Genomic DNA, 25,502 nt, shown 5'->3' with positions numbered 1-25,502 from the left:
CGCCAGCACATATCCCGCCACGGCCTCTGGGTCACTGGCGACCTGCGCTTCCTTCACGATCTTGCCGTGCTCGGTGATGGCGCAGACCGCAGTCTTCGCCAATGACACATCCAATCCGATGAACAGCCTCATCCCGTAATCCTCCACCTTCAGGGTCGGTACGGGAACGGCGACAGCTTGCCCTTCTAGACGCAAGTGGCAATGGGCAGCGCGCGACGCAGGCCCCGTTACAGCATCTCGTTGATCAGAGCCAGAAGATGACGGCCGCGGCGATACAGATTGCCGAGAAGAAAGTGTGGGCGCAGCGGTCGTATCGTGTGGCGATGCGTCGCCAGTCTTTGAGCTTAGCGAAGAGGTTCTCGACCTTGTGGCGCTGGCGATAGAGCGCTTTGTCGTAGGGATACGGGATTTTCCGGCTTCGGCTCGATGGAATGCAGGGTGCGATGCCTTTGGCGACCAGGGCCTGGCGGAACGCGGCGCTATCATAGCCGCGGTCGGCAATAAGGGTTTTGGCTGACGGTAGGGCAGCGAGCACGAGGCTTGCGCCCTTGTGGTCGCTCATCTGGCCTTCCGAGAGCAGCATGATGATCGGGCGGCCGGTCTCGTCGCAGACGGTGTGGAGCTTGGAGTTCAGCCCGCCCTTGGTGCGCCCGATACACCGGGGAAGAGCCCCTTTTTGAGCAGGCTCGCCGCCGTGCGATGCGCCTTCAGATGCGTCGCGTCGATCATGATCCGCTCCGGCCTGGGCCCTTCGCCGGCAAGCCCGGCGAAGATCCGGTCGAAGACGCCGAGCCGGCTCCAGCGGATGAAGCGATTGTAGAGTGTCTTGTGGGGACCGTAGCCCTTGGGCGCGTCCTTCCACTGCAGGCCGTTGCGGATGACGTAGACGATCCCGCTCACCACACGCCGATCATCAACCCGTGGCACGCCATGCGACAGCGGAAAATGCGGCGATATCCGCGTCATCTGCCGCTCGCTCAGCAGAAACAAATCATCCATCACGGCATCCTCCAGGACACCGTGAATCACATCTCAAGCAAAATTAATAGGTCCTGAGCCTAGCCATATCTTGGCCATCAATGCGGCAAAAGTTATCAAGCCGTTGCCTGGATAGGAGCCGCATCATGAAGAGAGCCTCGTTACTCGCCATGGTGTTGATCTCCGGCGGCCTCGCTGCCTGTCAAACCATCACTGCGGCAGAACAGCGTAGCGCCGACGAAGTGCGTTGCCGATCCTATGGCTTCCGGCCAGGCACTGACGCATTTGCCAAATGCCTGCTCGACGTCGATTTGGCACGCTCGGCTGCACGCCTCTATCGCTTCGAACAAGCAGGAGGGCCCGGGTGGGGCTATTACCCCTATGGGGGACGCCCCTTGTTCTGGTGAGTGCAGCTTCGAGCCCCCTGCACACGCGGCGCGGCGTGCGTTGGGCCTAGCCCTGGATCTGCTTCCACAGCACCATGCGCTCGCGCAGGTCGATGATCTTGCCATCGACCGCAAAGGTACCGTCGCCGCGATGATGCAGGGTCCGGCGTTCCTTCCGTTCCGGGTCAACCCAGATCCGCACGGCTTCCAGAATGAACAGATTGTAGCGCTCGATCAGGCTCCGATCGGCAACGCGGCACTCGATATTGGCGAGGCATTGGCCGATCAACGGCGCCGTGACGTCCTTCGCCGGCTTGGCAGTGAGCCGGAAGCGCTTGAACTTGTCGATCTCACCGCCCGAGCAATTGCCGATATCGACCACCTTTCGGGCGAGGTCGACTGTCGGGATCGCTATCACGCACTCGCCGCTCGCCCGCAACGCCTTGTAGCTGTGATCCCACGGGCCGATGATGCAGCCGATCAACGGCGGCGCATGCTGCATCACCATGTGGAAACCCATGGTCATGACGTTCGGCCGCCCCTCGTCCGATGTCGTGACGAGAACGATCGGTCCGGCCTCAAGCAGGCGATAGGCCTTTGATGCCGGCATCTCCTGAATGGTCATGACCATCGCTCCGCTGGCCTCTGCAAGGCCCAACGCCAGTGACCAGCGAAAGATCGTTGCTGCAGGCGACCTTTATGGAACCCTTATGCCTCCCCCCTGCCTTTCCCCTCGACCCCTTACTGCCCCAGGCACCACATCTCCGGTCTAACCTGACTGGAGATTGGCCATGGCCGACATCGTCTTCATCGCGCTCGGGCTCGGAGCCTTCGGGCTCTTCGCGGCCTATGCTGCGCAGTTGCGCAAGGTCTGACGACCATGGCGCTCACCTGGCTTTACGGGGCCGCGGCGCTTGGGCTCGCGGTCTACATGGTCGCTGCGCTGCTGCGCCCCGACCGCTTCTGACACAGCTTTCATAAAGGAGACCTCGCATGGACTGGCGGGGCTGGGCCGAGATCGTTTTCACGATCGCGCTGACTGTGGCCGTGGGTTGGCCACTTGGAATCTTCATGGCTCGCGTCTGGGCGGGCGAACGAACCTGGCTCGATCCGGTGCTGAAACCGGTCGAAGCCGTGGCCTATGCAGCCTTCGGCGTCGACCGCAACCGGCAGCAAGGGTGGTTCGGCTATGCCGGCGCGCTGATTGCCTTCAGCGCCGCCGGGTTTGCGCTGCTCTACGGGATGCTGCGCCTGCAGGGCGTGCTGCCGCTCAATCCGCAAGGCTTTGACGGGCTGTCGCCGCACCTCGCCTTCAACACCGCCGTCAGCTTCGTCACCAACACGAACTGGCAGTCCTATGGCGGCGAGACAACGATGAGCAATCTCAGCCAGATGGCTGGGCTCACCGTGCAGAATTTCGTCTCGGCCGGCGCTGGCCTCGCGGTCGCCGCTGCATTGTCGCGCGCCTTCGCTGCGGATCGGGGCGAGGGCCTCGGCAATTTCTGGGTCGATCTGACCCGTTCGGTCCTCTACGTCCTGCTTCCGCTGTCCATCGTCACAGCCCTTGCGCTGGTCGCGGCCGGTGTGCCGCAGACGCTGCTCGCCAATGTCGAGGCTTCGACCGTCGAAGGCGCGAAGCAGGTGATCTCGCTGTTCCCGACCGCGAGCCAGGAAGCCATCAAGCAATGGGGCACCAATGGCGGCGGCATCTTCAACGTCAACTCGGCGCACCCGCTCGAGAATCCGACGCCGTTGACCAACCTGATCGAGGTGGTTTCACTGAACGCGCTCGCCTTCGGCACGGTCATCGCCTTTGGCCGTGTCGCCGGTGCACGCCGCGAGGCGCGCGCGCTGATCGCGGTCATGGCGATCCTCGTCGGCGTCGCGGCCTCGGCCATCTACGCGTCCGAGACGCTGACGCCGCAGCCGGCAATGATCGCCGCTGGCATCCCCGATGCCTCGGCCAACATGGAAGGCAAGGAAGTCCGCTTCGGCGCCGCCACGTCGGCCATGTGGGCCGCCCAGACCACGGGTGCCTCGAACGGCTCGGTCAATTCCATGCATGGCAGCTACATGCCGCTCGGAGGCGGCGTTGCGATGTTCCTGATGCAGCTCGGCGAGATTCTGCCCGGCGGCGTCGGTTCCGGCCTTTACGGCATGGTGGTGATGGCGCTGCTCGCGGTCTTCGTCGCCGGCCTGATGGTCGGGCGTACACCGGAATATCTCGGCAAGAAGGTGGAGGCACGTGAGATCAAGTTCGCGATGCTGGCGGTGCTCATCCTGCCTCTCTCGATCCTCGGCTTCTCCGCGATCGCTGCGGTGCTGCCGGTCGCGCTCGAGGGACTGCTCAACAAGGGGCCGCGCGGTCTGACCGAAATCCTCTACGCATACTCCTCGGCGACGGGAAACAACGGCTCGGCCTATGCCGGCCTGACCGCCAATGCGCCCTGGTGGAACACCACGCTCGGCATCGCGATGCTGCTCGGCCGCTTCGCCTATGCCATTCCGGTGCTCGCCATCGCGGGCGCTATCGCGGCCAAGCCGAAACTCCAGCCCACCGCCGGCACTCTGCCTTCTGACAGCCCGCTCTTCGTCGGCCTGCTGATCGGCATCATCCTGATCCTGGGTGGCCTGCAATTCTTCCCGGCGCTCGCGCTCGGACCAATCGTCGAGCACTTCCAGGTGCTTGCGGCGGCTCGTTGAGCCGACAAAGGAAAGCTTCCATGAGTATGTCCTTCGTCAAATCCTCCAGCTTCGACCAGGGCGTCGTGCTGACGGCGCTGAAGAGCGCCTTCGTCAAGCTCGACCCGCGCAAGCTCACCGGAAATCCCGTGATCCTGGCCACGGAGGTCGTCGCGGCGCTCGCGACGGTTTCCGCCGCGGTCGCCCTTTCCGCCGGCGCACCTGCCGGGTTTCCGATCCAGATCGCGGCCTGGCTCTGGCTCACCGTGCTCTTCGCCAATTTTGCCGAGAGCATTGCCGAAGGGCGCGGCAAGGCGGCGGCAGATTCGCTCCGTGCCGCCCGCGTCACCACCAAGGCCAAGCTGATCATCGACCCTGAGCGGAATGCGATGATCCCGACCGCGGCCCACAAGCTCGTTCCGGGCGATCTCGTGCTGGTCGAGGCCGGCGACGTGATCCCGGCCGATGGCGAGATCGTCGAGGGTGTCGCCTCGGTCAACGAGGCCGCGATCACCGGCGAATCCGCTCCGGTGATCCGGGAGAGCGGTGGCGACCGCTCGGCCGTCACCGGCGGCACCACGGTGGTCTCCGACTGGATCAAGATGAAGGTCACGTCGCAGCCGGGCTCCTCCTTCCTCGATCGCATGATCGCGATGGTGGAAGGCGCCGACAGGCGCAAGACCCCGAACGAGCTTGCGCTTGCCGTGCTGCTCGCCGGCCTGACGCTGGTCTTCCTGGTAGCCGTCGTCACCCTGACCGGCCTTGGTGCCTTCTCCGGCATCTCGCTCGATCCCATGGTGCTCGGTGCGCTCTTCGTCACGCTGATCCCGACCACGATCGGCGGATTGCTCAGCGCGGTCGGCATCGCAGGCATGGACCGGCTGCTCAAGGTCAACGTGCTCGCGACCTCCGGGCGCGCAGTCGAAGCCGCGGGCGACATCGACACGCTGCTGCTCGACAAGACCGGCACGATCACCTTCGGCAACCGCATGGCCGTCGAGGTCATCCCGGCGCCGGGCGTTCGCCCGGACAATGCGCTGCGCGCCGCGCTCATGGCCTCTCTCGCCGACGAGACCCCCGAGGGTCGCTCGATCGTCGAATTGGCGCGGGAGCAAGGCATTACTGCCAGCATCCCGGACCATGCGACCGCGATCGCCTTCAGCGCGACGACGCGTCAGTCGGGCCTCGACGATAACGGCCAGTCCTGGCGCAAGGGCGCGGTCGATGCCGTGCTGACCATGCTCGATCTGCGCGACGGCCAGGTCCCGGCCGAGATGCGCCACGCGGTCGACCGCATCGCCCGCTCGGGCGGCACGCCGCTCGCGGTCAGCGAGAACGGTGCGCTGGTCGGCGTCATCCACCTCAAGGATGTGGTGAAGCCCGGCGTCAAGGATCGCTTCGCCGATCTTCGCCGCATGGGTGTGCGCACCGTGATGATCACCGGCGACAATCCCGTCACCGCTGCGGCCATCGCTTCCGAAGCCGGCGTCGACGATTTTCTCGCCGAGGCGACCCCGGAGGACAAGCTGCGCATGATCCGCACCGAGCAGGCCAAGGGCCGTCTCGTCGCGATGTGCGGCGACGGCGCCAATGATGCCCCGGCGCTCGCGCAGGCCGATGTCGGCGTGGCCATGCAGACCGGGGCGCAGGCCGCCCGCGAGGCGGGCAACATGGTCGATCTCGACAGCGATCCGACCAAGGTCCTGGAGATCGTCGAGGTCGGCAAGCAGCTCCTGATCACGCGCGGAGCACTGACCACTTTCTCGATCGCCAACGACGTCGCCAAATATTTCGCGATCATCCCGGCCCTGTTCGTGGCCGCGCTGCCGGCCTTGGGCGCCCTCAACGTCATGGGGCTCACGAGCCCGCATAGCGCCATCCTCTCGGCCGTGATCTTCAACGCGCTGGTCATCATCGCGCTGATCCCGCTGGCCCTGCGCGGCGTGCGCTATCGCGCCATCGGCGCCGCCAAGCTGCTCTCGCGCAACCTCACCCTCTATGGCATCGGCGGGCTGATCGCGCCCTTCGTCGGCATCAAGCTGATCGACATGATCGTCACAGCCCTGAAGCTCGCCTGACGCCGCGGACAAGGAGCACCAACCATGTTGTCCCATCTTCGTCCTGCCATCGCCTCGATGGTGTTCTTCACCCTCGTCCTCGGCCTTGCCTACCCGCTCGGCGTGACCGGTATCGCCGGCGCGGCCTTCCCGTCCCAGGCCGGCGGTTCTCTGATCCGCAATACCCAAGGCGAGATCGTCGGTTCGCAGTGGATCGGCCAGAACTTCAAGGGCGACGCCTATCTGCGTCCCCGCCCCTCCGCCGCCGGCAAGGACGGCTATGATGCAGCGGGCTCATCGGGCTCGAATCTGGGCCCCATGAACGAGGACCTCGCTGCACGGATCAAGGCGGATGCCGAGGCGCTGCGGGAGGCCGACGGGAAAGGGTCCTTGCCGGCCGATGCGGTTACCGCTTCCGCTTCGGGTCTGGATCCCCATATCTCGCCGGAGAACGCGGACCGCCAGGTCGCTCGCATCGCCAAAACCCGCGGCATCGCCCCGGACCAGGTTGCGGCGATCATCGCAGCGAACACGCAGGGGCCGACCTTCGGCTTTCTCGGTCGTTCGCGTGTAAACGTGCTGACCGCGAATCTCGCCCTCGACGCGCGTTATCCGAAGCCGCAAGCTAAGGCGCCATGAGCCCAGCGTTATGACTGCAGACGAGACCAGATTCCGGGAGCAGGGACGCCCCGATCCCGATGCCCTTCTGGCGCAGGCCGGCCGCAAACGCGGCCGGCTCAAGATTTTTCTGGGCATGGCTCCAGGCGTCGGCAAGACCTACGAGATGCTGTCCCAGGGCCGCCGCGCCCAGGCCGAGCATGGCGAGGTCCTTGTCGGCGTGGTCGAGACCCATGGGAGGCGGGAGACCGAGGCCCTGCTCGACGGTCTCGAGGTCATGGCGCGCCGACCGATCGAGCATCGCGGCCGGACCTTGCTGGAGTTCGACCTCGATGCGGCGCTGGCCGTCAAGCCGCGCCTCCTGCTCGTCGACGAATATGCCCATTCCAACGCTCCCGGCAGCCGCCACCCGAAACGCTGGCAGGATGTCGAGGAACTGCTCGAATCCGGTATCGACATCTGGACGACGCTGAACGTCCAGCATCTGGAGAGCCTCGTCGACGTGGTCTGGAAGATCACCGGCGTGCGCCAGCGTGAAACGGTGCCGGACAGCGTCCTCAGCCGGGCGGACGAGATCGAGCTGATCGATATCACCCCGACCGAACTGCGCCAGCGCATGGCAGAGGGCAAAGTCTATCTGCCCGAGACGGCGCGGCTCGCCGCCGACAATTTCTTCAAGCCCGAGAACCTGACGGCGCTGCGCGAACTGGCCTTGCGCCGCGCTGCCCAGACCGTCGACGACCAGCTCAGCCAGGCGATGAAGCGTGCCGGCGTCGAAGGCCCCTGGGCGGCCGGCGAGCGCATCCTGGTCCTGATCGGGCCGGACGCCATGGCGAGTTCGCTGGTGCGCGCGGGACGGCGCCTCTCCGACATGATGATGGACGCGCCCTGGACGGTGGCGCATGTCGAGCGGCCGAACCGCGTCGAGCCGGATTCTGCTCGCGGCCGCAGCCTGTCGGAAGCGCTCAAGCTCGCCGAACAGCTCGGCGCAGCCAATGTCGTGCTGACAGGCGACGATCTCGTCGCCACCGTGCTGGACTATGCCAGGCGCAACAACGTCACCCAGATCGTCGTCGGCAAGTCGCACCGCCGGGGCTGGCGCGCCTGGTTCCACCGGTCGCTGGCGCCAGCCCTGCTCGAGGCACAGAACGGCGCGGCGCTGCACATCATCACCGAGAGCGCGTCCGGGCCTGCCGTCCCGTCGTCCCCAGTTCCGAAGCGCGCGCTGCAATGGGGCGGCCACCTCGCCTCCGCTGCGCTGATCGGTGGCACGATCCTTATCGGGGAGATGATCCAGAACCGTGTCGAGAATGCCAATCTCGCCATGCTGTTCATGGTCAGCGTGCTGATATCGGGACTCGCATTCGGTCTCTGGCCAGCCGTCACGGCCGCAGCCTTCGCCGCGGTTGCCTATAATTTCTTCTTCCTCGAGCCGCTGCTGAGCTTCTGGATCGGCCATCCAGCGGATGTCCTGACATTCCTCGTCTTCTTCGCGGTGGCGATGACGACGGGTGGCCTGACGGGGCGGGTCCGGGATCAGGCCAGGGCGACGGCGCGACGAGCCTCGGCGATCACCGCATTGCTCGCCGCGAGCCGGCGGCTGTCGGGAGCCGCGCGCAAGGAGGATGCAGCCACGATCCTGGCCGAGCAGCTTTCGGCCGCGACGTCCGGCAAAATCGTCGTCTTCCTACCGCATGGCGAGGAAATCGCCGCGGCGGCCGGAGCGCCTGCGCTCGAGGCGCTCAGCACAGCAGACATGACCGCGGCGCGCTGGACCTGGACGCGCGGCGAGCCTGCCGGCGCCGGCACCGGCACCTTGCCCAATGCTGCCTGGACATTCCGCGCGCTGCAGGGCGTGCGCTCGCGCTCGGGCGTCGTCGGATTCGAACCGCAAGCGCTGCTCGATGCCGAGAACGAACGCTTCGCGCTGGCGCTGCTCGATCAGGGGGCGATCGCGCTGGAGCGGGCCGAACTGGCCGCCGCGGCCGTCGATGCCGAGGCGCTCCGCCGCAGTGATCGGCTGCGCTCGGCGCTGCTCAACTCCGTCAGCCATGATCTGCGCACGCCGCTGGCGACGGTGCTCGGATCGGCGACGACGCTGATCGACTTCGGCAAGACGGTCGAGCCCGCGGTGCGCGACGACCTGCTGCTCTCGATCCGCGAGGAGGCCGAAAGGCTCAATCGTTATGTCGGCGATCTGCTCGACATGTCGCGGCTGGAAGGCGGAGCGCTGGTGACGCGCCGCGACTGGACCGATGTGCGCGACGTGATTGCCGCAGCGATCGAGCGCGTCTCGCGCCGCCTCGATCACCGCCGCGTCCAGCGCGATTTTCCCGCTGCGCTTTCGGCCGTACGGGCCGACCCTGGCCTGCTCGAGCAGGCTCTGGTCAACATCCTGGAAAATGCCATCACCTATAGCGAGGACGGTTCGTTGATCGAGACGGCGGCCTATGAAGACAGGGGCAATGTCGTGATCTCGATCGAGGATGAAGGTCGCGGTATTCCCACTGCCGAGCTGGAACGCGTCTTCGAGAAGTTCCGCAGGCTCGAGGAATCGACCGACCGTGGCGGGGAACGCGGCAAGGGCGCCGGCCTCGGCCTCGCCATCTCAAAGGGCTTCGTCGAGGCGATGGGCGGGCGGATCGCAGCCGCGAGCCCGATCCAGGACCGTCCGGACGGAACACCCGGCGGCACCCGCATCCTGATCAGCTTGCGCAAGGACAGCGCGCCCGGAGTCACGACATGACAGCCTTTCGCCCTCGTATCCTCGTCATCGACGATGAACCTCAGATCCATCGCTTCCTGGCTCCGGCGCTCGATGCCGCCGGTTACGAGCCGGTTCGCGCCGATGACGCCGCAGCCGGCCTGCGCGAGCTTGCACGAAAGCCGCCGGATGCGGTCGTGCTCGATCTCGGTCTGCCCGACATGGACGGCAAGGAGGCGCTGGCCAAGGCGCGGGCCTTTTATGACGGCCCGGTGATCATCCTCTCGGCGCGGGATCGCGAGACCGAGAAGATCGATGCGCTCGATGCCGGTGCCGATGACTATGTCGAAAAGCCGTTCGGGGTCGGCGAATTGCTGGCACGGCTGCGCGTGGCGCTGCGTCACCGCATCGAGCGTCAGGGTGCGGACGCGGTGATCCGCTCGGGCGCCGTCGAGATCGATCTCGTCAATCGACGCGTCAGCCGCGACGGTACGCATGTGAAGCTGTCACCAAAGGAATATGACCTGCTCGCCTCGCTCGCCGGCGGCAATGGCCGGGTACTGACCCATCGCCAGATCCTCACTGCCGTCTGGGGGCCGGCACATGAGCACGATGTGCAGTATCTCCGCGTCTTCGTCGGTCAGCTCCGCCAGAAGCTCGAGCAGGACCCGACGAGCCCGAAGCTGATCGAGACCGAACCCGGCGTCGGTTACCGGCTCGGCGGACTGGTCTAGCGTCATCTTGGCGGTGAGAGGATTATTTCGCCCCCGCCCCTTCTGCAGCTGCGGCAAAGACAAATATCCTCCTTTTCAACGGGAATAAGAAAAAACACGCTACCAGGCGTGAATTGAACCCACCGCTGCGCTGCCGTATTTGAGATGTTCGGAATAGCGAACAAGGTGAGCGCTGAAGGTGGCCATTCTCAACGTCATCGACCGGCAGGGTCAGCCGCATGAACTCGAGGCCGTCGAAGGCTGGCGGGTCATGGAAATCCTGCGCGACTATCGCGTCGGGATCGAAGGCGTCTGCGGCGGTTCCTGCGATTGCGCCACCTGCCATGTCATCGTCTCGCCGGAATGGGCCGAGCGCCTGCCCGAGCCGCGCGAGGACGAGATCGACGCACTCGATACGCTGCCGCTGATTGAACGGACCTCCCGGCTCTCGTGCCAGATCATCTGGTCCGATGATCTCGACGGCCTGACGCTGACCCTGGCGGAGGCTGCGTGATGGCCGCTGCCCCCAAGCGCCCGCCTCTTCCGGCAATCCTTCTCGCCAATGATCTGCTTGATGGCGATGTCGTTTTCGCTTCGGTTGCTGCCGCCGGTGCGCTCGCCTGGACGCGCGATCCCGCGCTTGCGCTGGTCGCAGCCGACGATGCGGCAGCGGCGCGGCTGGAGGCCTATGCCGTCAGCGAATTCGCAGCCCAGCATGTCGTCGATGCCTACCTCGTCGATGTCGCGATCGAGGCCGGCGGGCCGGTGCCACGGCATTATCGCGAACGCATGAAGACGCTCGGACCGAGCAACCGTCCCGATCTCGGCAAGCAGGCCGGGGACGGTATCGCAGCCGAGCGGAGGGCCTGAGACATGTATCGCTACGATGAATTCGATGCGCGCTTCGTCCGCGAGCGGGTCGCCCAGTTCCGGGATCAGGTCGGCCGCCGGCTCAATGGTTCGCTGACCGAGGACGAGTTCAAGCCGCTGCGGCTGAAGAACGGTGTCTACCTGCAGCTCCACGCCTATATGCTGCGCATTGCGGTGCCCTACGGCACGCTGTCTTCGCGCCAATTGCGCCAGCTCGCCCTGATCGGCGAACGCTATGACCGCGGCTATGGCCATTTCACCACGCGCCAGAACCTGCAGTTCAACTGGCCGAAACTGCGTGACATCCCGGAGATCCTGGATCTCCTTGCCGAGGTCGAGATGCATTGCATCCAGACCTCGGGCAACTGCATCCGCAATGTCACGGCCGATCATTTCGCCGGTGTCGCGCAGGACGAGATCGAGGACCCGCGCCCGACCGCCGAACTGATCCGGCAATGGTCGAGCCTGCATCCCGAGTTCAGCTACCTGCCGCGCAAGTTCAAGATCGCGGTGACAGGGGCCGAGCATGACCGGGCCGTGATCAAGGCGCATGACATCGGCCTGCGCCTGCGGCGGCACCCGGACACCAATGCCATCTCCTATGAGGTCAGTGTCGGCGGCGGTCTCGGCCGCACGCCGATGATCGGCAAGGTGGTGCGCGACTATCTGCCCAAGGCCGACCTCCTCGCCTATCTCGAGGCGATCATGCGGGTCTATAATCTCGAAGGCCGCCGCGACAACAAGTACAAGGCTCGGGTCAAAATCCTGGTCCACGAGATTGGCGCCGAGGAATTCACGCGGCGCGTCGAGGAGGAGTTCGCACGGCTCGACGGTCCCTCCGTCAATGCCGACCCTGCGGAAGTCGCACGCATCGCCGCCTATTTCGCTCCGCCAACCTACGAGGCCCTGCCCGCCGTCAGCCGCGTGCTGGAAGCGACCAAGGCCACAAATCCCGCCTTCGCGCGCTGGGTGGAGGTCAACACAGCTCCGCATAAGGCCCCTGGCTATGCAGCGCTGACCATTTCGCTGAAGCCGATAGGCCAGGCGCCGGGCGACGCGACCTCTGAGCAGATGCGGCTCGTTGCCGACCTGGCCGAGCAGTATTCGCATGACGAACTGCGCGTCACCCATGCGCAGAACCTCGTCCTGCCGCATGTGCGCCAACGCGATCTCTTTGCGATCTGGCAGAAGCTCGGCGAAGCGGGCCTGGCCTCCGCCAATGTCGGGATGATCACCGACATCATCTCCTGCCCCGGGCTCGATTATTGCGCGCTGGCGACAGCGCGCTCGATCCCGATCGCCCAGGCCATCCAGCATCGCTTCGCGGATGCCGAGCGTCAGCGCCAGATCGGAGAGCTGAACATCAAGATCTCCGGCTGCATCAATGCCTGCGGCCACCACCATGTCGGCCATATCGGCATTCTCGGCCTGGAGAAGCGCGGCATCGAATCCTACCAGATCACGCTCGGTGGCGACGCGACCGAGAACGCGGCCATCGGCGAGATTCTGGGCCCTGGCCTTGCCGCCGAGGACGTGCCCGATGCGATCGAACGCATCGTCAATGTCTATGTCGGGACGCGCCAGGCGAACGAGAGCTTTATCGATGCCGTCCGCCGGCTCGGCCTTGGACCTTTCAAAGCCGCATTCCAGGAGACCGCGCATGCTGTTGCTTGATCGCTCCGGCACCAAGACGGATGTCTGGACGCGCAGCGAAGGGGCGGCCATCGACAACCTCTCGCACGCCCTCGTCGACTGGGAGGCTTTGCCGGACGCGCTGCGGCAGAAAGCCCGTGACCAGCGCATCGGCGTGAGCGTGCCCAATCATATTCGGATCGCCGAACTCAAGCTTGTCCTCCGGCAGCTCTCGCTGGTGAGCGTTGCCTTCCCGGCCTTCTCGGACGGGCGCGGCTTCAGCCTGGCCAAGCTCATTCGCAACCACGGCTTCACCGGAACCCTGCGCGCCAGCGGCCCCTTGATCGCCGACCAGTTCGCCTATGCGCTCTCATGCGGCTTCGACGAGATCGAACTGCCGGAGACCAGTGCGGCGCGCCAGCCGGTCGAGCAATGGCTGAGCGCGGCCAGCCGGATCAGCCATGGCTATCAGCGCGGCTACGGCGACAGCCGCAACATTCTCGACCAGCGGCGCGCGGCCCGCGCTGCAGCAGGTTGATTCATGGCCAGGTTCTCGCAGAGCGAGGCAGGCTGCCAGCGCGCCCGCGAGGGTGAGGATTTGAGGGAGGACTGCATGGACGGCGACCTGTTGCGCGCGATTCCGCCTCGCCCCTATGAACGCTGGTTCGATATTTGCTTTCGGCTTATCATCCTTGCGCTTGCCGGATTCTGGTTGTTGATGCCGCCGGCTGGCGCACCGGATCGGCCGGTCGACCTGAAGGCGGCAGAAACCACGCGATGACGCAAAGAGCGCCCGAACCGACGACTGCGCGCCGCATCGAGCGGCTGGCGACGTTGCCGCTGTTCCACAAGCTGGACGGGCGCAAGGTCTTGCTGGCGGGTACGGGCGAAGGTGCGCTCTGGAAGGCCGAGTTGCTCGCGGCGTCTGGAGCCGATCTCCTCATTCTTGCCGGGGTGGAGACGGAGCTGTTCGACAGTCTCGTCGCTGACCCGGCTGCCGCCGGGATCACCCTGTACAGCCGCCACTGGCAGCCGGGCGACTTCGATGGCGCGGCGCTGGCCATCGGCGAGATCGAAGAGGACGAGGAGGCACACGCCTTCGCGTCCGCCGCACGGCAGGCCGGCGTGCCGGTCAACGTCGTCGACAAGCCGGAATTCTGCGACTTCGCCTTCGGGTCGGTCGTGAATCGGTCCCCGCTGGTCGTCGCGATCTCGACCGACGGCGCTTCGCCCGTTTTTGGCCAGACCATCCGTACCAAGATCGAAGCCCTCCTTCCCGCCGGTCTCAAGGACTGGGCGCAGGCCGCCAAGGAGTGGCGGCCTGCAGTTCAGGCCCGCGACCTGCCCTTCGCGCTGCGTCGTGCCTTCTGGGAGAAATTCACCCGCCGCGCCATGGCAGAACCGGAACGCGCGCCGCAATCCCACGACGAAGCGGAGCTCTTTGCCGCACTCGACCGTCTCGAGAGCGGCCATCAGGGCATCGGCAGGGTCACGCTCGTCGGCGCTGGCCCCGGCGATCCGGAATTGCTGACCCTGAAGGCGATCCGCGCGCTGCAGAGCGCCGACATCATCCTCTATGACGACCTCGTCTCCGCGGGCGTGCTGGAATTCGCCCGCCGCGAGGCCAAGCGCATGCTGGTCGGCAAGACCGGCTATGGTCCCTCCGTCAAGCAGGACGACATCAACGCGCTGATCGTTTCGCTCGCGAGCCACGGCAAGCATGTCGTGCGGCTGAAGGGCGGCGATCCCGGCATTTTCGGCCGCGCCGGCGAGGAGATCGAAGCCTGCGCCCGGGCCGGTATTCCCGTCGTCATGGTGCCCGGCATCTCGGCGGCTCAGGGGGCGGCGGCATCACTCGGCCTCTCCCTGACCCATCGCGACCATGCCAGGCGGTTGCAGTTCGTGACCGGCCATGCCCGCACGGGGACGCTGCCCGAGGATCTCGACTGGCGAGCTCTTGCCGATCCTCATGCGACGACCGTGATCTATATGGCGCGGAACACCCTGGCCGCCTTCCGCGAGCAGGCGATTGCCGCTGGTCTCGCCCCCGAGACGCCGGCGATCGCAGTGGTCGCCGCGACGCAGCCCGGCGAAGCGCGTTTGCGCGCAACGATCGCCACCCTGCCGGAGCGGCTTGGCGAGCTGCCGCCCAAAGGGCCGCTGCTTGTGCTGATCGGACGCGCGCTCGAAGGTGTTGCAGCCGAGGCGCTCGATCTGCAGACTCTGCGCAGCGCCTGACCGGCCGATCGAATCGGCGGACGCCCGATATGCGGGTTTGTGTCCGGCCCCGCCTGAACGACGCGATTGCCGCATCTGCCTTGGAACGCCTTGAAAGGAGAGACGTTTTCTCCGGACGGGGCAAAGTTTGGAAGGGGCTACCTGCACCGGTAGGTTGAGGAAATACCGCCAATTCAGTACGCTTTGTTTGTTATTCAGAACGGTTGCCCGCTCATATGAGCTGACGGCATTGATTTCGACGGAGCACTGACATGACGCAAGAGCGCATTCGCCGGATAATCCAGGCAGCCCTGATCGTCGGCGCCTTTTCCATCTGCTTCGGTATCGTCAGCGGCGCTCGCGCCCAGAGCGAGTTGCTCAACGTCTCCTATGATCCGACCCGCGAACTCTACCGCGCCATCAACACCGCCTTCACCGCCGAGTGGCAGAAGAAGACGGGGCAGAAGCTGACGATCCGCCAGTCGCATGGTGGTTCGGGCGCCCAGGCCCGCACGGTGATCGACGGGCTCAATGCCGACGTGCTGACATTGGCGCTGGCGGGCGACATCGACGCCGTTGCCGAGCGCTCGAAGAAGATCCCGCTCGACTGGCAAAAGCGCTTGCCGCAGAACTCCTCTCCCTACACCTCGACGATCGTGTTCCTGACCCGCAAGGGCAACCCCAAGGCCGTCAAGGACTGGGGCGACCTCGCCAAGCCTGGCATCAGCGTCATCACCCCGAATCCCAAGACTTCGGGTGGCGCACGCTGGAACTATCTCGCGGCCTGGGCCTGGGCCGAGAAGGCCTATGGCAAGGACGAGGCGAAGGTGCGGGACTATATCGCCGCCGTGCTGAAGAACGTGCCGGTGCTCGACACGGGCGCGCGCGGCTCGACCACGACCTTCGCCCAGCGCGGCCAGGGTGACGTCTTCCTGTCATGGGAAAACGAGGCCTTCCTCGTGCTGCAGGAATTCGGCGCCGACAAGTTCGACATCGTCGTGCCCTCGCTTTCGATCCTGGCAGAGCCGCCGGTGACGATCGTCGACGGCAATGTCGATGCCAAGGGAACGCGTGCCGCAGCCCAGGCCTATCTCGAATTCCTCTATACGCCGGCTGCACAGGCCATCATCGCGAAGAACTTCTACCGGCCGCGCAATACGGAGGCCGCGGCAGCTGAGGACCTCGCGCGTTTCCCCAAGCTTGAGCTGATCACCATCGACACCGTTTTCGGTGGCTGGACCAAGGCACAGAAGGATCATTTCGCCGATGGCGGGACCTTCGATCAGCTTTACAAGCCGGCGCGGTGACCGCGTGGCGGTAACGGCCAGCTCCTGGCGGCAGCCTAGCATCCTTCCCGGTTTCGGGTTGTCGCTCGGCATCACGATCAGCGCCTTGTCGCTGATCGTGCTCATCCCGCTCGCGGCACTCTTCCTCAAGGCGGCAAGCGCTGGCCCCGCTGATATCTGGGCGATCATCACCTCGGCCCGCACCCAGGCTGCCTTGAAGCTGTCCTTTGGCGCTGCCCTGTTTTCCGCGATCCTCAACGCCATCTTCGGGCTGATCATCGCCTGGGTTCTGGTGCGCTACCGCTTCCCCGGCCGGCGGCTGCTCGATGCCGCGGTCGACCTGCCCTTCGCGCTGCCGACCGCTGTCGCAGGCATCGCCCTCGCCTCGATCTACGCGCCGAACGGCTGGATCGGTGCCCTGCTGGCTCCCTACAACATCAAGGTCGCCTATACCCCGCTCGGCGTCATGGTGGCGCTCGTCTTCATCGGCCTGCCCTTCGTGGTGCGGACCGTGCAGCCAGTGCTGGAGGAAGCCGATGCGGATATCGAGGAGGCCGCCGCACTGCTTGGCGCCAGCCGGTTGCGCACCATTTTCAGGGTCATCCTTCCCGGTATCGTGCCAGCGTTGCTGACCGGCTTCGTCCTCGCCTTCGCCCGTGCCGTCGGCGAATACGGCTCGGTGATCTTCATCGCGGGCAACGTGCCGATGTTCTCCGAGATCGCCCCGCTCCTGATCGTGATCCGGCTGGAACAGTTCGACTATGCGGGGGCTTCCGTCGTCGCGACGATCATGTTGATCGTCTCCTTCGCGCTGATCCTGGCGATCAATGGAATCCAGTCCTGGAGCCGCGGGAGACTGGGTCATGTCTGACACGCCGCTGCCGGCCGCCATCTACAAGACCGACCGCGCGCTGCGCGACGGCTTCTGGATCCGCGCCCTGCTGTTGAGCCTGGCACTGGGCTTTCTGCTGCTGTTCCTCTTCCTGCCGCTGATCGCGGTCTTCATCGAAGCCTTTGCGAAGGGATATGGGCTCTTCCTGGAGAGCATTACGGAGCCGGATGCCCTGAGCGCCGTTCGCCTGACCCTGCTGGTCGCCGCCATCGCGGTGCCCTTCAATCTAGTCGTCGGCGTCGCCGCCGCCTGGGCCATCGCCAAGTTCGAGTTCCGGGGAAAGAGCCTGCTGATCAGCTTCATCGACCTGCCCTTCTCGGTCTCTCCGGTGATCTCGGGCCTGGTCTATGTTCTGCTCTTCGGCGCGCAGGGCTTTCTCGGGCCCTGGCTCAAGGCCCATGATATCGAGATCATCTTCGCGCTGCCCGGGCTGGTGCTGGCGACGATCTTCGTCACGTTCCCCTTCGTTGCGCGCGAGTTGATTCCGCACATGCAGGCGCTCGGCTCGAGCGACGAAGAGGCGGCCCTGACGCTGGGCGCCTCGCCCTGGCGCACCTTCCTCACCATCACGCTGCCGAATGTGAAGTGGAGCCTGTTCTATGGCGTGCTGCTCTGCAACGCACGCGCCATGGGCGAGTTCGGCGCCGTCACGGTCGTGTCCGGCCGGATCAGGGGGCTGACCACGACGATGCCGCTGCATGTCGAGATTCTCTACAATGAATACAACAGCGTCGCTGCCTTTGCCGTCGCCTCGTTGCTGGCCGGGCTTGCACTGGTGACGCTCGCCCTCAAGACCTATCTCGAATGGCACTTCGCGGATGCGATCTCCGCCAAGTCGCGCCATTGACGGAGGCTATCAATGTCCGTTGCCGTAACCATCGAGAGCGTCCAGAAGAGCTTCTCGAATTTTGCCGCCCTCCGCGGCGTTTCGCTCGACGTGCAGCCCGGCGAACTCGTCGCGCTGCTCGGCCCATCGGGCTCGGGCAAGACCACGCTGCTGCGGCTGATCGCAGGGCTCGAACAGGCCGATGATGGCCGCGTGCTGTTCGACGAAACCGATACGCGCCGACTCAGCCTGCGCGAGCGGCGGATCGGCTTTGTCTTCCAGCACTACGCGCTGTTCAGGCATATGGATGTCGCGTCCAACATTGCCTTCGGCCTCAAGGCCCGGCCGCGGAGCGAGAGGCCGAGCGCGAGCGAAATCTCCAGGCGCGTCAGCGAACTGCTCGAACTCGTCCAGCTCGGCGGGCTTGAGCGGCGCTTCCCGACGCAACTATCCGGTGGCCAGCGCCAGCGCGTCGCCCTTGCCCGCGCGCTCGCCATCGAGCCGCGCGTGCTGCTGCTCGACGAACCCTTTGGAGCGCTCGATGCCAAGGTCCGCAAGGATTTGCGCGGCTGGCTGCGCGACCTTCACAGGCGCACCGGCCACACCACCCTCTTCGTCACCCATGACCAGGAAGAGGCCCTCGAGCTGGCCGACCGCGTCGCGATCCTGAACGACGGGCGGCTGGAGCAGGTCGGTTCGCCCGATGACGTCTATGACCATCCAGCGACGCCCTTCGTCTGCGAATTCCTGGGCGAGGCGAACAAGCTCCCTGTCGAGGTCGTCGGCGGGCAGGCCTTCTTCGGCAATCGGCCGGTCCTTGGCGGCCTGCAGCAGAACCAGGGCGGGGCCGCCTCGCTCTATGTCCGGCCGCAGCATATGCGCATCGTTGACGATACCCCGCTCGCCCTCCCCGGCGTGGTCGAGGATTTGCGCCGCAACGGGCCGCTGCGGCGCGCCGAGATTGCCGTTGAAGGCTTGATCCGGCGGATCGATGTCGATCTCGCAAGCCAGGTCGCACCGGCCATCGGCGAACGGGTGCGCTTGCGGATCACCCATGGCAGCCTGTTTGCCGCGGCGTGACACCACCCTCGCCTCATCGCCGCCGACCGTTTAAGTCTTTCGCCGAGTCAGGCTTTGAGAGGACACGACGATGAAAGCACGGGCAAGCTGGGTCGAGGGCATGGCCTTCATGGGTGAGGCCGGCAGCGGCCACGCCATCATCATGGATGGCGCTCCGGAATATGGCGGGCGCAATATCGGCATCCGGCCGATGGAGATGCTGCTGATCGGTCTCGCGGGCTGCACCGGCTTCGATGTCGTCTCGATCCTCAAGAAGGGCCGCGAAGCCGTCACGGGGTGCGAGGTCGAAGTCGAGGCCGAGCGCGCGACTGAAGACCCGAAGGTCTTCACCAAGATCCATCTCTCCTATCGCGTGACCGGCCGCGGGCTGGCGCAAGCCAAGGTCGAGCGCGCCGTCACATTGTCGAAGGAAAAATACTGCTCCGCCTCGATCATGCTCGGGGCGACGGCCGAGATGAGCTACGCGCTCGAAGTTGTCGATGAACTGCAGCAGGTGGCGGCGGAATGAGCGATACCTTCTCCGGACTGACCACGCCTGAGGCCCTGGCCCGGCGCCTGGCCGACAGCAACCTCGTCGTTCTCGACATCCGCTCATCGGTCGATGGTGGCGGAAAGGCGGCCTATGAGGCGGGACATATCCCAGGCGCCGTGCACACCAATTACGTCGCCGACGGCTGGCGCGCCAAGGTCGGCAATGCACCGGGCATGCTGCCGCCGCTCGATCATCTGGCCGGGCTGGTCGGCAGCCTCGGCATCAAGCCGCATGACGATGTCGTCATCGTACCGGCAGGCGTCAGCGCGACCGACTTCGCCGCAGCTGCGCGGGTCTACTGGACCTTGAAGCTGATCGGCCATGGCCAGCAGGCCATTCTCGATGGCGGATTCCGGGCGTGGAGCGCCGACCCGTCGCGACCGATCGAAGCCGGTCCATCCGCGCCAAAACCGGCCGAGCCTTATCCCGTCGTCGTGCAGCAGCGGCTGCGCAGCACTGCCGATGCCGCCCTCGTCGCCTCGAAGAGCAGGCTCGCGACCCTGGTCGACGCCCGTTCGGCGAGCTATTTCGAGGGCCGCGAGAAGGCTGCGGAAGCGACGCGCGCCGGGCATATTCCAGGCGCGATTTCGCGTGACTACGCAGAGGCCTTCGATCTCTCGACCGGTCGCCTGAAACCTGCAGGCGACCTGTCGGCCCTGTTTTCCAGCGTGCCGAACGGACCTGCGATTTCCTATTGCAACACCGGCCACACTGCAGCGCTGAACTGGTTCGTGCTTTCCGAACTTCTGGGGAACGACGAGGTGTCGCTCTATGACGGCTCGATGACCGACTGGACGCAGGATCTCGAACGCCCGGTTGCAACGAGGGATAGTCAGGCGGCCTGATGACGCAGAGCGGAGGCGCGCGTTAACGCGCGCCTCCGCTCGCGCCCTGCCTGAATCCAGCTGTCGTTCGACCTTTTCAGACCAGACTCGACCGCGAGGGGCGATGCCGGGCAATCCGGTAAACTGCCGCCGGCGGGATGTTGCGCAATGTCGAGCCGATCCGTGTTGCGCGAAGGCCGAGGCGATCCAGGATTGGCTTCGGGATGGGGCAGCGCGTCGTATAGGTGACCTGATAGAAGGCGCCGCCCGGCCGCAAATAGCCAAACGCGCCCCTGAGAATGGCGATGACCTTTCGTGGCGGCATCGAAAGCACGGGAAGGCCGCTGATCACGGCGCCAACCCCTCCTGCTTCGTAAAGAGCGACTTCGCGAAGGCGTGAAGCGTCCATCCAGCGCACACGGGCCTCGGGAAAGCGCATTTCGAGCAGCCGCGCAAAATCGGGCCCGAACTCGACGAGGGTCAGGTTGTGCTCGGGCACGCCTCGCCTGATGAGCGCCTGGGTAAATGCGCCGGTTCCAGGTCCAAGTTCAATGACAGGCCCGGTTTCCGGCGTGACCTCCTGTGTCATCAGATCCGCCAGGGCGGTGCCCGACGGCGTCACCGAAGCGACACGCAACGGCGCACCGATCCAGGCGCGGAAGAAAGACCAGTTGTCGGAGGCCAGCATGCCGGTCCTCCGTCCCAAGGCGTCTTCAGGCGCAACGCGGAGGCTTCGCCCGGCGCCGGGTAGCATTCTCGATGACATGTGCAGTCCATCCCAGTGGCGGCCACCGCAATGGTTGAGCGGGCCCGGAGCTTCCATGAGTGCACCGCTCTGTTTCGCGGCGCCGTCGGCATCGATGCCACGACGGGGTTGAGCCAGCCTGTCATGCGGAGGCGCAGGGGCGTGCCGGACTCGATGAGGCCGGAATGAGCTCTCGCCGGCGAGGTCGGGACCGAGCTTCCATGCAAGGTTGGCGCAATCCGCACTCGATAGGCGGTTACCCCCGAGGAGCGGGAGATTCCGCCTTGCGCATCTTGTTGGTCGAGGATGAGCCGGCAATGGCTTCAGCGCTGCGCACTGCGCTGACCCGTCAGGACATGGTCGTGGACCATCTGCCAACCAGAGCGGATGCAGAGGCAATGCTGAGCGAAAGCTGCGGCATCTATGATGCAGTGCTGCTTGACCGCCAGTTGCCCGATGGCGACGGCCTGGACCTGGTCCGAAGGCTGCGGGCAAAGGGCGACACGGTGCCGGTCCTCATGCTGACGGCGCGTGGGGACTTGAACGACCGGGTCGCGGGTCTTGACCATGGAGCCGATGACTATCTCGGCAAGCCTTTCGCCTTCGAGGAACTTCTGGCGCGCCTGCGCGCACTCCTGCGCCGGCCTGCCGGCATGCGCTCCGATACGGTGCGGATCGGTCGCCTTTCCTTCGATTTCGTGCACCGCGAGACCCGTGTGGCAGGCCAGATGCTCGCCATGCCGCGGCGCGAATTGCTGGTGCTGGAAGCCCTGATGCGCCGGATGGGGCGAATGGTCTTGCGAACCTTCCTGATGGAGGCCGTGTTCGGTCTGGATGACGAGATCCAGTCCAACGCGCTCGATACCCATGTCTCTCGCCTGCGCCGCAAGCTTGCGGAAGCTGATGCCGGCGCGACGATCGATGGGATTCGCGGAGTCGGTTACCTCATCCGCGAAACCGCCTGACGATGGATGGCGGGTATTCCCTCAAGCGCCGGCTGATCGGGCGGCTCATGGCGTTCCAGGCTGCCGCCATCATGCTGATCGTCGCTGGCTTGTTCGCCACAGGGGCGTTGTTCGACTTCTCATCGGTCGAGAGCACCATTGAGACCCTGCGAGGCGCGGTGGCGCGCGGGCCGACTGGCAAGCTGGTGCTGCGGCCAACGCGCCAATTGACCCGGATGCGGGCTTCTAATCCAAATCTCTGGTTCGTCATCCGGGACCGCACGGGCCACCGCGTGTCCGAAGGAGCCGTTCCTGCGGATTTCAGCCAGCTCGGCGACAGCCTCGACCATATCGGCCAGGCCCGGCTGGGCTGGAATATCGGCGATCCTCCCCGCGCCACGGCACGGGTCAGATGGGTGAACAGCGCAGCTGGCGAGGTCCAGGTCGTGACGGGCACCGAGACCCGGGCATCGCTCTATCTTGTGGCCCTGGGGATGAGCCTCGTGTTCCTCAAGGAGGTTCTGCCCGTTCTCGCCGTGATGGCGGTCGCGGCCCTGCTCGTCACTCCGCTGGTGGTCCGAGGAGCCTTGGCCGGATTGGGCCGGGCAGCGGCGCAGGCCGGGCGCATCGAGATCGACCGGCGGGGTGTTCGTTTGCCCCTCGATGACGTGCCGGTCGAGATCACGCCGCTAGTCACGGCGGTGAATGCCGCCCTTGGACGTCTCGACAGGGGCTACGAGCAACACAAGCGCTTCCTGGCGGCCGCCGCGCATGAACTGCGGACGCCCGTCGCCATTCTCAATACGAGGCTGGCATCCCTGCCGGCGGGCGAAGAGAAGACGCGCCTCCTCCAGGATGTTGCGCGGCTGGCGACCATGATGGAGCAGCTTCTTGACCTTGAGCGGCTCGATCAGCAGACGGACACGTTCACGCCCATGGACCTCAACGCGATTGCGAAGCGGGTCGTGGTCGACCTTGCGCCCCTGGCCTTCGCCGCCGGCTATCAGATGGAGTTCAAGCCCGAGGGAGATCCGGTCACGGTCATTGGAGATCCGCTATCGGTCGAGCGGGCCCTGACCAATCTGGTCCAGAACGCGATCGAGCATGGCGGCCGGGCTGGAACGATTGCCGTCCGCGTCGGTCACTCCGCGATCATCGACATCCAGGACGACGGATGCGGCATTCCGCGCGAGCAACGCGAACGTGTCTTCGAGCCCTTTCAAAGGCTTCATGCGCAAAGCCGCGGCTCGGGCCTCGGTCTCAACCTTGTTCGCGAGATCATGCATCGTCACGGAGGCGAGGTGCTCGCGCTCGATTCAGCATCGGGCGGTGCCTGTCTCAGGATGGTCTTCCCCCAGCCAGGCCTGGCCGCCTGAGCACGCAGCTATTTCCAGAAGCCGTTGTCCTTCGCCCGTTCCCGCCACCTCCAGGGCTGATACTCCGCATGGCAGTCATACGCCTCGCCTGAACTGTAGCGCCCGTCCGTGCAGGGGTCGGAGGGCGCGCGGCCTGCGTGCCAGCGTCGCAGTTCCGCCTCGCAATCGACCGGTCGGCCGAAGCTGAAGCGCCCATCCCTGCAGGGCGAATGGGGCGCTCCTTCGTCCTGGACCGGCCGCACGCGCGGCGCACTGGCGGGCAATGGCGGCGCCAAGCCGGCCTTTGGATGCGCCTGTGCCGAAGCGGCGGCACCTGAAAGCGCCAGCATGGTCGCGACGCCCCTGGCGATGCTGGTGCGGGCCCTGTTCATCGTGATCTCCATCCGCGACGACGCAACGGCTGCCTCGCCCGCCGGCATCGTCCCGGGGCTCGATTGAATGAACATTGCAAGGGATAGGGAATCCGGCGGCTTTGCCTGCGATCTCGGCTGCAATTTGCAAAACCTCTAAAAACACGTCAAAGGAAGCGCCATATGCGCCGGCCCCGCCGCGCCCCTTCCTGATCCAGTGTCCGAGCTTGTCGCCGATGAACGCCGTCGCGCCGAAGATTTCTTTCGTCTCCCTGGGCTGTCCCAAGGCCCTCGTCGATTCCGAACGCATCATCACCTCGCTGCGCTCGGAAGGCTATGAGCTCAGCAAGAGCCATGCGGGCGCTGACCTCGTCATCGTCAATACCTGCGGCTTCCTCGACAGCGCCAAGGCGGAGTCGCTGGAGGCGATCGGCTCAGCCATGGCCGAGAACGGCAAGGTCATCGTCACCGGCTGCATGGGCGCCGAGCCCGAGCAGATCCGCGACGCCTTCCCGAACGTGCTGGCGATCACCGGTCCCCAGGCCTATGAGAGCGTCGTCTCGGCCGTGCATCAGGCGGTGCCGCCCAGGCACGATCCTTTTGTCGACCTAGTGCCGGACCAGGGCATCAAGCTCACGCCGAGGCACTACGCCTATCTCAAGATTTCAGAGGGTTGCAACAATCGCTGCAGCTTCTGCATTATCCCGAAGCTGCGCGGGGACCTGGTCTCGCGACCGATCGGCGATGTGCTGCGCGAGGCCGAGAAACTGGTCAAGGCTGGCGTCAAGGAACTGCTGGTCATCTCCCAGGACACCAGTGCCTATGGCCTCGATGTCAAATACGCCCCCTCGCTCTGGAAGGATCGCGAGGTCCGCACGCGCTTCTTCGAGCTGGCGCGGGAACTCGGCCAGATGGGGGTCTGGGTGCGGATGCACTATGTCTATCCCTATCCGCATGTCGACGAGGTCATCCCGCTGATGCAGGAAGGGCTGATTCTGCCCTATCTCGATATTCCCTTTCAGCACGCATCTCCCAGCGTTCTCAAGGCGATGAAGCGCCCGGCTCATCAGGACCGCACGCTCGACCGCCTGCGCAAATGGCGCGAGATCTGTCCCGATCTCGCCATCCGCTCAACCTTCATCGTCGGCTTCCCCGGCGAGACGGAAGAGGATGTCCAGTTCCTGCTCGACTGGCTGAGGGAAGCAAAGCTCGAGCGCGTCGGCTGCTTCAAATACGAGCCGGTCAAGGGTGCGCCTGCCAATGATCTCGGCCTGCCGCTGATCCCGGAGGACGAGAAGGAAGCGCGCTGGCATCGTTTCATGAAGGCGCAGGCCGAAATCAGTACCCGGATCGTCAAGAGCCGGGTCGGCAAGCGCATTCAGGTGATCATCGACGAGGCGGGCCCGACGGTCGCCAAGGGCCGCTCCAAATGGGATGCGCCCGAGATCGACGGCAATGTCTATGTTGCGAGCCGCCGGCCGCTCCGGGCCGGCGAGATCGTGACGGTGAAGATCGAGCGGGCCGACGCCTACGATCTGCACGGAATCGCGGTCTGATCGGGCCTGTCCACTTTCGCAAGGGCGCGCATGATCTGGTCGCCGCGCCCGCGATAGAGGAAGACCTCGCTACCCCAAGGCAGGTCTGTTGGAACGCGACGGCAGGCGCCGTGACGGAGGCGGCTCGCTGCAGACATGATCGATCCGGTTGGCGCCCCCGCCACGGAGCGCGACTGCGCGGGTGAGGCGTGCCTTCCCCCCAGGGAATTCGCGCAGCAGCTGAAACACGGACCG

Annotated in this window: 26 protein-coding genes; 23 read left to right on the top strand and 3 right to left on the bottom strand. The window is 65.4% G+C overall.

Annotated features, from left to right (window positions below):
- Positions 1-244 precede the first annotated feature (244 nt).
- A protein-coding gene (locus AC1DW9_RS27615) for an IS5 family transposase (RefSeq protein ID WP_476770139.1) occupies positions 245-999 on the bottom strand; the annotation gives its coding sequence in 2 pieces (ribosomal slippage) (positions 245-666 and positions 666-999; 756 coding nt in all).
- 125 nt (positions 1,000-1,124) lie between these two features.
- On the opposite strand from AC1DW9_RS27615, the gene AC1DW9_RS27610 reads away from it, so the two are divergent.
- Positions 1,125-1,385 (top strand): hypothetical protein, encoded by a 261-nt coding sequence (locus AC1DW9_RS27610; RefSeq protein WP_441507666.1) that lies wholly within the window; start codon positions 1,125-1,127, stop codon positions 1,383-1,385.
- A gap of 46 nt (positions 1,386-1,431) precedes the next feature.
- Here AC1DW9_RS27610 and AC1DW9_RS27605 read toward each other — a convergent pair whose 3' ends face one another.
- Positions 1,432-1,983: a flavin reductase family protein gene (locus tag AC1DW9_RS27605; protein ID WP_441507673.1), complete on the bottom strand. Its 552-nt coding sequence runs from the start codon at positions 1,981-1,983 to the stop codon at positions 1,432-1,434.
- A 261-nt stretch (positions 1,984-2,244) separates the two neighbouring features.
- Here AC1DW9_RS27605 and kdpF point away from each other — a divergent pair, with 261 nt between their 5' ends.
- The 18 genes from kdpF to AC1DW9_RS27515 all read left to right on the top strand — a co-directional run bounded on the left by kdpF (position 2,245) and on the right by AC1DW9_RS27515 (position 20,318).
- Positions 2,245-2,331 carry a K(+)-transporting ATPase subunit F gene (kdpF, locus tag AC1DW9_RS27600; protein WP_069880828.1) on the top strand — a complete coding sequence of 29 codons (87 nt, stop codon included), beginning with the start codon at positions 2,245-2,247 and terminating at the stop codon, positions 2,329-2,331.
- A 26-nt stretch (positions 2,332-2,357) separates the two neighbouring features.
- Positions 2,358-4,067, top strand: coding sequence for a potassium-transporting ATPase subunit KdpA (gene kdpA, locus AC1DW9_RS27595; protein ID WP_441507665.1), 1,710 nt, complete (start codon positions 2,358-2,360; stop codon positions 4,065-4,067).
- A gap of 20 nt (positions 4,068-4,087) precedes the next feature.
- Positions 4,088-6,124 carry a potassium-transporting ATPase subunit KdpB gene (gene kdpB, locus AC1DW9_RS27590; RefSeq protein WP_441507664.1) on the top strand — a complete coding sequence of 679 codons (2,037 nt, stop codon included), beginning with the start codon at positions 4,088-4,090 and terminating at the stop codon, positions 6,122-6,124.
- Between the two features lie 24 nt (positions 6,125-6,148).
- Positions 6,149-6,742 carry a potassium-transporting ATPase subunit KdpC gene (gene kdpC, locus AC1DW9_RS27585; protein ID WP_441507663.1) on the top strand — a complete coding sequence of 198 codons (594 nt, stop codon included), beginning with the start codon at positions 6,149-6,151 and terminating at the stop codon, positions 6,740-6,742.
- A gap of 10 nt (positions 6,743-6,752) precedes the next feature.
- Positions 6,753-9,467 (top strand): DUF4118 domain-containing protein, encoded by a 2,715-nt coding sequence (locus AC1DW9_RS27580; RefSeq protein ID WP_476776605.1) that lies wholly within the window; start codon positions 6,753-6,755, stop codon positions 9,465-9,467.
- Positions 9,464-10,159 (top strand): response regulator, encoded by a 696-nt coding sequence (locus tag AC1DW9_RS27575; RefSeq protein WP_441491689.1) that lies wholly within the window; start codon positions 9,464-9,466, stop codon positions 10,157-10,159. The genes AC1DW9_RS27580 and AC1DW9_RS27575 overlap by 4 nt, the downstream gene beginning before the upstream one ends.
- Before the next feature lie 178 nt (positions 10,160-10,337).
- Positions 10,338-10,652, top strand: a complete 315-nt coding sequence (locus AC1DW9_RS27570; protein WP_441491690.1) for a 2Fe-2S iron-sulfur cluster-binding protein — start codon at positions 10,338-10,340, stop codon at positions 10,650-10,652.
- On the top strand, positions 10,652-11,008 hold the full coding sequence (locus AC1DW9_RS27565) for a DUF2849 domain-containing protein (RefSeq protein ID WP_441491691.1): 357 nt from the start codon (positions 10,652-10,654) through the stop codon (positions 11,006-11,008). The genes AC1DW9_RS27570 and AC1DW9_RS27565 overlap by 1 nt, the downstream gene beginning before the upstream one ends.
- Positions 11,009-11,011: 3 nt before the next feature.
- Positions 11,012-12,682: a nitrite/sulfite reductase gene (locus tag AC1DW9_RS27560; protein ID WP_441507662.1), complete on the top strand. Its 1,671-nt coding sequence runs from the start codon at positions 11,012-11,014 to the stop codon at positions 12,680-12,682.
- Positions 12,669-13,178, top strand: coding sequence for a DUF934 domain-containing protein (locus AC1DW9_RS27555; RefSeq protein ID WP_476776606.1), 510 nt, complete (start codon positions 12,669-12,671; stop codon positions 13,176-13,178). Before AC1DW9_RS27560 ends, AC1DW9_RS27555 begins: the two co-directional genes overlap by 14 nt.
- 75 nt (positions 13,179-13,253) lie before the next feature.
- Entirely contained in the window at positions 13,254-13,421 is a 168-nt protein-coding gene (locus AC1DW9_RS27550; protein ID WP_176733396.1) for a hypothetical protein, read from the top strand.
- The gene (cysG, locus tag AC1DW9_RS27545; RefSeq protein ID WP_476776607.1) at positions 13,418-14,878 is read left to right on the top strand and encodes a siroheme synthase CysG; all 1,461 of its coding nucleotides are present in this window, start codon (positions 13,418-13,420) and stop codon (positions 14,876-14,878) included. The genes AC1DW9_RS27550 and cysG overlap by 4 nt, the downstream gene beginning before the upstream one ends.
- A 251-nt stretch (positions 14,879-15,129) precedes the next feature.
- Positions 15,130-16,164, top strand: a complete 1,035-nt coding sequence (locus tag AC1DW9_RS27540; RefSeq protein ID WP_441491695.1) for a sulfate ABC transporter substrate-binding protein — start codon at positions 15,130-15,132, stop codon at positions 16,162-16,164.
- Positions 16,124-17,014, top strand: coding sequence for a sulfate ABC transporter permease subunit CysT (gene cysT, locus AC1DW9_RS27535; RefSeq protein WP_441507660.1), 891 nt, complete (start codon positions 16,124-16,126; stop codon positions 17,012-17,014). Before AC1DW9_RS27540 ends, cysT begins: the two co-directional genes overlap by 41 nt.
- A complete protein-coding gene (gene cysW / locus AC1DW9_RS27530; RefSeq protein ID WP_441507659.1) occupies positions 17,007-17,882 on the top strand; it encodes a sulfate ABC transporter permease subunit CysW in 876 nt (291 codons plus the stop codon). The genes cysT and cysW overlap by 8 nt, the downstream gene beginning before the upstream one ends.
- 12 nt (positions 17,883-17,894) lie before the next feature.
- Positions 17,895-18,941 (top strand): sulfate/molybdate ABC transporter ATP-binding protein, encoded by a 1,047-nt coding sequence (locus tag AC1DW9_RS27525; RefSeq protein ID WP_441491698.1) that lies wholly within the window; start codon positions 17,895-17,897, stop codon positions 18,939-18,941.
- Positions 18,942-19,011: 70 nt separating this feature from the next.
- Positions 19,012-19,449: an OsmC family protein gene (locus tag AC1DW9_RS27520; RefSeq protein WP_441491699.1), complete on the top strand. Its 438-nt coding sequence runs from the start codon at positions 19,012-19,014 to the stop codon at positions 19,447-19,449.
- The gene (locus AC1DW9_RS27515; RefSeq protein WP_441507658.1) at positions 19,446-20,318 is read left to right on the top strand and encodes a sulfurtransferase; all 873 of its coding nucleotides are present in this window, start codon (positions 19,446-19,448) and stop codon (positions 20,316-20,318) included. Before AC1DW9_RS27520 ends, AC1DW9_RS27515 begins: the two co-directional genes overlap by 4 nt.
- Before the next feature lie 76 nt (positions 20,319-20,394).
- Here the strand turns inward: AC1DW9_RS27515 and AC1DW9_RS27510 are convergent, their stop codons facing one another.
- A complete protein-coding gene (locus AC1DW9_RS27510; protein WP_441507657.1) occupies positions 20,395-20,985 on the bottom strand; it encodes a class I SAM-dependent methyltransferase in 591 nt (196 codons plus the stop codon).
- Between the two features lie 341 nt (positions 20,986-21,326).
- On the opposite strand from AC1DW9_RS27510, the gene AC1DW9_RS27505 reads away from it, so the two are divergent.
- The 4 genes from AC1DW9_RS27505 (at position 21,327) to rimO (ending at position 25,268) form a co-directional block, all read left to right on the top strand.
- Entirely contained in the window at positions 21,327-22,007 is a 681-nt protein-coding gene (locus AC1DW9_RS27505; RefSeq protein WP_441491702.1) for a response regulator transcription factor, read from the top strand.
- Entirely contained in the window at positions 22,004-23,362 is a 1,359-nt protein-coding gene (locus AC1DW9_RS27500; protein WP_441491747.1) for a sensor histidine kinase, read from the top strand. The genes AC1DW9_RS27505 and AC1DW9_RS27500 overlap by 4 nt, the downstream gene beginning before the upstream one ends.
- 108 nt (positions 23,363-23,470) lie before the next feature.
- Positions 23,471-23,800, top strand: a complete 330-nt coding sequence (locus AC1DW9_RS27495) for a hypothetical protein (protein ID WP_441507656.1) — start codon at positions 23,471-23,473, stop codon at positions 23,798-23,800.
- Positions 23,801-23,948: 148 nt separating this feature from the next.
- Complete coding sequence (gene rimO, locus AC1DW9_RS27490; RefSeq protein WP_441491704.1) at positions 23,949-25,268, top strand: 30S ribosomal protein S12 methylthiotransferase RimO; 1,320 nt, start codon at positions 23,949-23,951, stop codon at positions 25,266-25,268.
- Positions 25,269-25,502: the final 234 nt, after the last annotated feature.

This window comes from Allobosea sp. P4_E12, from assembly GCF_056401655.1.
Note: the sequence above shows the minus strand (reverse complement) of the source record. Positions and strands in the feature narration are given on the sequence as shown.